7 protein-coding genes and 1 pseudogene are annotated in these 8,118 nt (G+C 42.1%); 2 read left to right on the top strand and 6 right to left on the bottom strand.

Translation table 11 applies throughout. The features are described 5' to 3' along the window. The first annotated feature begins 363 nt into the window (after positions 1 to 363). A complete protein-coding gene (locus V7K41_RS30305; RefSeq protein ID WP_334854204.1) occupies positions 364 to 795 on the top strand; it encodes a hypothetical protein in 432 nt (143 codons plus the stop codon). A gap of 38 nt (positions 796 to 833) precedes the next feature. Here V7K41_RS30305 and V7K41_RS30300 read toward each other — a convergent pair whose 3' ends face one another. From V7K41_RS30300 to petB, 6 genes and pseudogenes are all read right to left on the bottom strand, one after another. Then, on the bottom strand, positions 834 to 1,205 hold the full coding sequence (locus V7K41_RS30300; RefSeq protein WP_334854203.1) for a hypothetical protein: 372 nt from the start codon (positions 1,203 to 1,205) through the stop codon (positions 834 to 836). 95 nt (positions 1,206 to 1,300) lie between these two features. After that, positions 1,301 to 2,482 (bottom strand): glycosyltransferase family 4 protein, encoded by a 1,182-nt coding sequence (locus tag V7K41_RS30295; RefSeq protein WP_334854202.1) that lies wholly within the window; start codon positions 2,480 to 2,482, stop codon positions 1,301 to 1,303. Between the two features lie 71 nt (positions 2,483 to 2,553). Then, positions 2,554 to 3,294, bottom strand: a pseudogene (locus tag V7K41_RS30290) (GDP-mannose 4,6-dehydratase); the annotation flags it as partial. 519 nt (positions 3,295 to 3,813) lie between these two features. Then, entirely contained in the window at positions 3,814 to 4,257 is a 444-nt protein-coding gene (locus V7K41_RS30285) for an ATP-binding protein (protein ID WP_292724166.1), read from the bottom strand. 786 nt (positions 4,258 to 5,043) lie between these two features. Continuing rightward, positions 5,044 to 5,526 (bottom strand): cytochrome b6-f complex subunit IV, encoded by a 483-nt coding sequence (petD, locus tag V7K41_RS30280; RefSeq protein ID WP_094352635.1) that lies wholly within the window; start codon positions 5,524 to 5,526, stop codon positions 5,044 to 5,046. A gap of 254 nt (positions 5,527 to 5,780) precedes the next feature. After that, a complete protein-coding gene (gene petB, locus V7K41_RS30275) occupies positions 5,781 to 6,428 on the bottom strand; it encodes a cytochrome b6 (RefSeq protein ID WP_094332660.1) in 648 nt (215 codons plus the stop codon). A 407-nt stretch (positions 6,429 to 6,835) separates the two neighbouring features. Here petB and ctpA point away from each other — a divergent pair, with 407 nt between their 5' ends. After that, positions 6,836 to 8,080 carry a carboxyl-terminal processing protease CtpA gene (gene ctpA / locus V7K41_RS30270; RefSeq protein ID WP_334854201.1) on the top strand — a complete coding sequence of 415 codons (1,245 nt, stop codon included), beginning with the start codon at positions 6,836 to 6,838 and terminating at the stop codon, positions 8,078 to 8,080. Positions 8,081 to 8,118: the final 38 nt, after the last annotated feature.

Raw genomic sequence — 8,118 nt, 5'->3', positions numbered from 1 at the left:
TGCACTTGATTCAAATACTATGGCTGTCTCTTTTAAAATACGTGTTATCGGGAATGACTATGGTGTTCTTTATTTTTTATTTATAAACACCCTCTTAGTGATTTTAGCTAATGTCTGTGAGTGCAAGACCTTTCTGGACAGGGAAAAATTATGTTTTTTTTGTTGCCTTCCAGACATCAATTGTAGAGACGTTGCAATGCAACATCTCTACAGATATACACCGATTAAATCTTCACAAATAATCATTAACGGACTGGTATTGCTTTATACGGCAGCTTTTGGAACTAAGACGGATTGCTGTCGTCTATATAGATCGGACTGTATAACAATATTGCTCTAAAAAAATCTGGAGCATTAATTAAAATGAAGATGCTTAGGCTACTTGCAATTATTCCCACAGCTTTGGCGATGAGTTTGGTTTTCACTGAGGCTAATTTGGCACAGACACCAACAATCCAAATTAATCGGAATTCCCAACCAGATCCATTGATTTTGAACGGAAAGTCTGGGGGAACTGTCAAAAGTAATTGTGGCAATATTACCAGTGAACCTAATCAAGTTATCCAAGTTACAGAGTCACTACCTTATTTGCGATTAGCAGTAGAAAGTAAAGGAAAGCCAACACTGTTGATCGACGGGCCTGGAGGGCGCTTTTGTGTACTAGCAGATAGTTATTCTGGAGGTAAGTCAGAACTTTCTGGTTATTGGCAGGCAGGAAAATACTCACTGTATGTAGGCGAACTATCCCCGCAACAGTATACTTACACCCTCTCAATCTCGCAAAAAAATAAATAGTCGTCATTAGTCATTAGCAAATGACAAATGACAAATGACTATTCTTCCAGTGATTTGGCTGGAACTTCGACAGCAGTGACATCAATTGTGCCTTCTGGTGTGAAGCGCTGAAAATGACTATTTTGTACTAACAGTAACTCTTTACAGTTAGGACATTGCAACTGACTGTTATTTAAACCTGTAAATTCATATCCACAGACGGGACATCCATCGGCAACCAAGTTGCGTTGCAGCCACCAACGAAAGCCAAAAAAAGCCACAATAGGTGTCAACAACAGCAACCCAAAAATAATTAGCAATGAATTAACTAACCAACCCAAGCCCACTGATGCCAGCAACCAAAAAACTGCTAGCAGGGTGAGCCAAGGGCGGAGATTTAAAAGATTCAATTGAAATGACTTAAAGCTCATTTTTTAAATATCGTCCTGCTCTCCTTCTAGGATAGCGATTTTAGTCATTAGTTTATGACTCAGTTTATGAGTCATTTGTTATTTGTTATTTGGACTCAAATGCGCTTCATTACTGAGGATAGCAGCATTTTTTGCAAGTGCTGTTGGAAGGCATTTATGCCAAACAGAGCGATCGCCTGTTCTCTGAGCCACTCTCCATCACATCGCTGGTCATCTCCTTGAAGCATTTCTATACAAGCTGCTGCTACAGCATCAGGACTGCGGTGTGGTACTCGCCATCCCAGTTTACCATCCTGCAAGGGGTCAGCAGAACCATCGTTGTCACCGGATAATACAGGTACTCCACAAGCCATTGCTTCTAGATAAACTATGCCAAAGCCTTCTTGCGAAGGCATAATATAAGCATCAGCAAGGCGGTAATGTTCCATTAATTCTTCTGTGGCAACGAAACCAGCAAATACAACGCGATCGCTCACACCTAAATTTTCTGCAAGTTCAGCTAATCGCGGTTGGTCATCGCCGCGACCAATTACCAAATATTTCACTTCTGGAAAAACCTGAGCGATTTGTGGTAATGCCCGAATGGTGACATCTACACCTTTGTAAATATCTCCTGACCATAACCGCGCTACTGTCATTAACACTTTCGCACCAGTTAAACCATACTTCTGGACTAATTTTGGTTGTTTGGAACCAGGAGTAAATTTATCCGCATCAATTGCACAAGGCATCATTTGTACCATTTTCGGGTTTAGACTATTAGCAACACAAGCGCGATCGCGGCTGTAGCGACTAATTGTCCAAATTCTATCTGCTGATGTCAGGGCGCGACGTTCCTGATTTTTCAACGGTTCCCAGACTTCTTTGCCGTAAGTTAGCAAGGTGTAAGGAATCCCCAAGGGCTGGCAAAGTGTTTGGATTAATACTGCTAAGTTAATATGACCGCAGAAAACCTGCTGCGGACGGCTTTGCAACAGACACTTTAGTAAAGCCGCTGCCATTTGCAATCTCCCTAAATAGGGAGACTGATTTTTAAAGTAATGAAATCTTAAGTTCTCGTCTTCAAACGGATTTAAGCTATCAGCACTATCTCGCAGTAAAAAAACTTCTGCCTTATAGTCTTGGCTCAATCCCAGATAGGCGCGAAAAATATCTTTTATATACGATTGAATACCACCTTCGTGAGCAAAAATTTCTAAAAACACGAAGACATGGTTAGTTTTTTTGTTAACTTTATCACCTAAATTCAGATTTTTTGTCACTGTAGTGATTTGCATCTTAGATTATTTATACTCGCGGTAAGGGCGCGATGCCTGCGGCAAGGACTTCATCCTACGCACCGCTTTTTAACCTTACCAGTGCCAATCACATATTCTTCTGGCTGATCAATTTGCAACATTAGCCACATGGCCTCTACATAATCACCTGCAAAGCCCCAATCACGTTTGGCATCGAGATTACCCATTTCTAAAGTGTTAGTTAAACCCAATTTAATTGATGCAGCCGCTAAAGAAACTTTGCGTGTGACAAACTGAGGTGCGCGTAGAGGAGACTCGTGATTATATAAAATTCCGCTACAGGCAAATAGTCCATAGCGCTGTCTGTGATGCACCGTCGTCCAGTGGGCGTGCATTTTTGCCGCAGCATAAGGATTTTTTGGACGAAAAGGGGTTTCCTCATCTTGAGGTGAGAGGAATACATCGCCAAACATTTCTGAACTACTGGCTTGATAAAATCTGGTAGACAAACCAACTTTTCGTACTGCTTCCAAGAGCCTAGTAGCTGTACCAGTTATTAAATCAAGGGTTCCCAATGGGTCGTTCCAGGAGTCGGGTACAAAACTGGGAGCTGCCAAATTGTAAATTTCTTGGGGACGCAGTTGTTCAACTGCGGTCAACAGTGCCGCATTATACCTCAAGTCAACCGTAAAAATTTCTACCTGATTTGCCAGTATTCCCAGTTTTATCAAATTAGGTTGTCGATGTGGAGGTACTAATCCGACAACTCGATAACCACGGTTGAGGAGCAAATGGCTGAGATAGTAGCCATCTTGACCAGTAATTCCTGTAATTAGGGCTGTCTTAATCATATTTTGTTCCCTATTTTGTCTATCTCTTTAAGCACTAAATAGCACTTGTTGGAGAACAAAAATTAAGACTCTCAACACTGCTGACAAATCTTAACAAGGGAGCTAGTGTAACTCGAATGCTGTTTTTACTATATTCACTAATTCTTTTTATACAAAAATCTTATTTAAAATTTTACAAAAAAATCATAATGAATAAGCAATTTCACGTAAAAAACATATTACTCCAATTTAAATTGGAGTATACTCTTATCAATCAAATAACCATATATATTAGCAGAAACTGCTCTATTTTAAAGTGAGTGGTTCAATTTTGAGTAAAAATTTTGTTAGCTTGTTGACAACCATAGGAGAAGTTTTATTTTCTTACCCCTAAGTACGATCGAGCTAGCAAGAGAGTGTTGTAAAGAAGACAAGCCCTCTTTTTTGTGGATATTCCCTCTCTACGCTCCACTTCTGCTCACAAGCCAAAATTGACATCAGAAGTATTCTTACCTTCCTTTACCGTTGACTATTTCACTGTTACTTTTGTGTTTCTACAGAGTATTTGACAATGAGCAGGCAATTTCTACCATCCGCACCACGTTCGTATACAACCCGGTCAGCCAACCGCCGCAGGAGAAACCATCCATACCCACCTACTTGTAGAGTACCTGGGGCTGGCTCTGCGATCGCATCAGGATTGAAAGGTTTTCCGTAATCCCAAATTCTAATCTCTAGTCGGTCAATCCATAGATAAACGTTAATCTCAATGGTTGTTTCCGGGGGTAAAGCATGATGAGCGTGACGAACAGCGTTGGTAAAGCCTTCTGCTAATGCTAAATTGAGGCGATCGAGTTGGGTTTTTGACCAGCCAAGTTGAGACAAGTGTTGCAGACAAAATTGCTCAAACCATTCTTGCACCTGGTTTAAGAGCCTGAGTTCGCTCTTAACCGTCAGATGGTCTTGCTGCACTATACTAAGCATTAACTGTGAGTTGAATATAAGTAAACCCAAGTTGCTAGTTATTAAATTCTGCGTTGTTCGCAAAATTTCTCTGACATAAAAAAATCTAAATTGACATCTTCTATGTACCAAAATACAAAACATGAACGATTTTGGCATTCTGAGGGTTGTAACTAGCAACTTAAGTTAAGTAAGTAAGAAATCTTTGTATTTGTTGACTTTTGGTGATTGGAGATTTTGGAATAGATTTTCCATCCAAAACTTCAGATCCCAGATGCAGTCTGAAACTATTGAAGAAGAATTCAGAATGCAATCAGTGAGGGATTCACATCTACCACTGTATTATTGACCGAAACAGTGCTGAGTGCTGAGTAACGAGTGCTGAGTAAAAAAGTAATAATTGCACTCAGCACTTTATGTTTGAAACCACGGCTTTTAAGCCAAGGAAAAAGAAATAAATATTTATTTCGAGATGCGTAGCGCATATTTAATACGTCCAAAATCAATCCCCTAGATTTATCTATGGGGTTACTCTAAGCCGAGGCACTCAGCACTCCTGACCACTAATGAAAGCATATTTAGTGGGGGACTTAAACCCTTTTATTCAGATGCTCTTGCTAGCTTGCCTAAGAGTAGGCTACGCGAACTCGTTTTGCGTAGCCCTATTAGCTTTTGCTTTCAGAATTTAATTCTGAATTCTGGCTTCTGGCTCTCTTGTTAAAATTGACGCCTGTTGATTGTTTTCAAAAGCACATCTGCATCTGCTCTTGAAACTCACAGGCGTCAAAGCACTTTCTGGTGACTAATTTAGAATAGTCCCAAGGTCAAAGATTTATCCAATGGCAAAGCAGCACCAATACCCAGCCACAGGGTGACAAGAGTACCAACGAGGAATACTGTGGTTGCAACTGGACGGCGGAAGGGGTTTTGGAACTTATTCACGTTCTCAATAAAGGGAACGAGGATTAGACCTACTGGTACGGAACCCATTGCTAACACTCCTAAAAGTTTATTAGGAAGCGATCGCAAAATTTGGAAGACTGGATACAAATACCACTCTGGCAAAATTTCCAATGGTGTGGCGAAAGGATTTGCTGGTTCACCGGTCATTGCGGGATCTAGCACGGCTAGAGCCACAATTGCAGCGAAGGAACCCATGATCACAATTGGAAAGACGTAAAGTAAATCATTAGGCCAAGCGGGTTCACCATAGTAGTTGTGACCCATGCCTTTAGCGAGTTTGGCTCTTAACTGAGGATCGCTCAGATCGGGTTTTTTTTGTGTTGACATTTTGAAATGTGTTCTCCTGCTTAAGTTAAATTAAAGCATTTGTGAAAGCTATCAGCTACTAGGCAACCAACAGGCAAGAAACAGCGTTTCTATCTCTACAGTCATCCGCCTGAAGTTTTCTGTAGCTTTAGACTTCAGATACAAGTATTTGTTTTTTGGAACTTATGTGCAATTAATTTCTTGTGTTTCATAAGTTTAAAACAAACAACTCGATCTGAAAACTGACAAATGTTGCCTTTCACTAATAGCTGAGATTACAAAGGCCCGGAAATGCCTTGCTTGCGGATCATCAAGAAGTGAAACAGCATAAATACTGCAATCAACCAAGGCAGGACAAAGGTGTGTGCGCTGTAGTAACGAGTTAGTGTTGCTTGACCAACACTAGAACCGCCGCGTAGCAGGTCGGAAATCAGAACGCCAACCACAGGAATTGCTTCTGGTACGCCGCTAACGATTTTCACAGCCCAGTAGCCAACTTGGTCCCAAGGTAGTGAATAGCCGGTGACTCCGAAGGAAACGGTGATTACAGCTAGGATGACACCACTTATCCAGGTCAGTTCGCGAGGCTTTTTGAAACCACCAGTCAGATAAACCCGGAAGGTGTGCAAAATCATCATCAATACCATCATGCTGGCAGACCAGCGATGGATGGAGCGAATTAGCCAACCGAAGTTGACTTCATTCATGATGTACTCCACTGAGGAGAAAGCTTCAGTAACTGTTGGCCTGTAGTAGAACGTCATGGCAAATCCAGTGGCAAACTGGATGAGAAAGCAAACCAGGGTAATTCCACCCAGGCAGTAAAAGATATTGACGTGGGGAGGGACGTACTTGCTAGTGACGTCTTCGGCAAGTGCCTGAATTTCTAGGCGTTCCTCAAACCAGTCGGAAACGTTGGCCATACAATCTCAAGTTCCTAAAAGTCGGTTGCGGTTGATAAATCCCGAAGTTCTGAATCGGCAGAAGCCTTCGCTCAGACTTCTCTCCCAACTAGTAATTTTGGGATTTTAGTAAAGGGGAGTTTTTTTGTTTGCTTTTCAGCTTTCAGCGTGCTAAGAGACTTCAGAAACTTTACACTCTGTAAAGATGGAATATATTGCGATCTCTTTACGCCCCTACACACAAAATGGTGGACACAAAGTAGATTTTATCCTTTGGTGAGTGGATACGATGCATCAGTTGACTGAACAACTTGATGAGAAAAATGCACCACTTCTATAAAAAAAGTAACATAATCGAGAGATAGATTTCATCAACAACAGGGCAAGTAGGCATTATCTAGGCAATTTGGGTTGAGGTGGAATTGATAATGAGGTTCATGAACAAACAAGTCTTTCGGGTTGGATTTTCATTGTTAATGGCGTTTTGCTTGGCGTTGGGTACGCTTACTCAGTCGGCGGTGGCTTTGACTGGGGAACAAAAGCTGGTTTCGGAAGTTTGGCGAATTGTTAATCGTACTTATCTAGATGAGACCTTTAATCATCAAAACTGGGCGGCTGTTAGGCAAAAGGTTCTGGAGAAGCCACTGGCAGACTCAAATGCCACTTATACAGCAATTGGGAAGATGCTCAAGAGCCTCGACGATCCTTTTACTCGTTTTTTAGATCCAGAACAGTACCGCAGCTTGCAGGTTAATACTTCTGGGGAATTGACTGGGGTAGGATTGCAAATTGTCCTGAATCCTGAGAATGGGAAGTTGGAAGTAGTGGCTCCCATCGCCGGTTCACCGGCAGATAAAGCGGGGATTCGACCACGCGATCGCATTCTCAAAATTGAAGGCGTTTCCACAGAAAATCTCACCCTTGATGAAGCCGCAACCAGAATGCGCGGGCCGAGTGGCAGCCTTGTGACTCTCTCAATCGAACGGGACGGAGAGGCAGAAACGGAAATTAGACTGACACGCGATCGCATTGCTCTTAACCCTGTGGTTTCAGATTTGCGTGTTTCTGCTGAGGGTACACCCATTGGCTACCTAAGTCTTACACAATTTAATGCCAACGCTTCAACGGAATTGGCACACGCTATTTCTAGTCTAGAAAAAAAAGGCGCTGCTGCCTACATTCTAGATTTACGAAATAATCCTGGGGGGTTATTGCAATCAGGAATTGAAATCGCCCGTCTGTGGTTAGACTCTGGGATTATCGTCTACACTGTTAACCGACAAGGCATTCAGGGTAGTTTTGAAGCCCTTGGGCCAGCCCTGACGAAAGATCCTCTGGTGATTTTGGTGAATCAAGGAACTGCTAGTGCCAGTGAAATTCTCGCTGGCGCACTCCAAGATAACCATCGCGCCCAGTTGGTAGGCGAAACCACCTTTGGCAAGGGATTAATTCAATCCTTGTTTGAATTATCAGATGGTTCGGGCTTGGCAGTGACAATTGCTAAGTATGAAACTCCTGAACACCGAGATATTAACAAACTAGGTATTAAACCGGATAAAGTTATTTCCCAACCAGCCATTAACCGCGAACAGATTGGCACCGAAGCGGATCTGCAATATCAAGCAGCAGTCGAACTTTTGGTGAAAAACTCGATGGTGGCAGGGAAAGCTTGAAAAAGGGGACAAGGAGACAAATCGGGTGAGGATTCAGA

Source organism: Nostoc sp. (genome assembly GCF_036917415.1).
GTDB lineage: Bacteria > Cyanobacteriota > Cyanobacteriia > Cyanobacteriales > Nostocaceae > Nostoc.
This window is presented reverse-complemented; position numbering and strand designations above follow the sequence as displayed.

What these genes read in the sequence shown, in the direction of transcription:
- V7K41_RS30305 (WP_334854204.1), top strand. Translation starts at nt 364, where the DNA reads ATGAAGATGCTTAGGCTACTTGCAATTATTCCCACAGCTTTGGCGATG.
- V7K41_RS30300 (WP_334854203.1), bottom strand. Translation starts at nt 1,205, where the DNA reads ATGAGCTTTAAGTCATTTCAATTGAATCTTTTAAATCTCCGCCCTTGG.
- V7K41_RS30295 (WP_334854202.1), bottom strand. Translation starts at nt 2,482, where the DNA reads ATGCAAATCACTACAGTGACAAAAAATCTGAATTTAGGTGATAAAGTT.
- petB (WP_094332660.1), bottom strand. Translation starts at nt 6,428, where the DNA reads ATGGCCAACGTTTCCGACTGGTTTGAGGAACGCCTAGAAATTCAGGCA.
- petD (WP_094352635.1), bottom strand. Translation starts at nt 5,526, where the DNA reads ATGTCAACACAAAAAAAACCCGATCTGAGCGATCCTCAGTTAAGAGCC.
- V7K41_RS30285 (WP_292724166.1), bottom strand. Translation starts at nt 4,257, where the DNA reads ATGCTTAGTATAGTGCAGCAAGACCATCTGACGGTTAAGAGCGAACTC.
- ctpA (WP_334854201.1), top strand. Translation starts at nt 6,836, where the DNA reads ATGAGGTTCATGAACAAACAAGTCTTTCGGGTTGGATTTTCATTGTTA.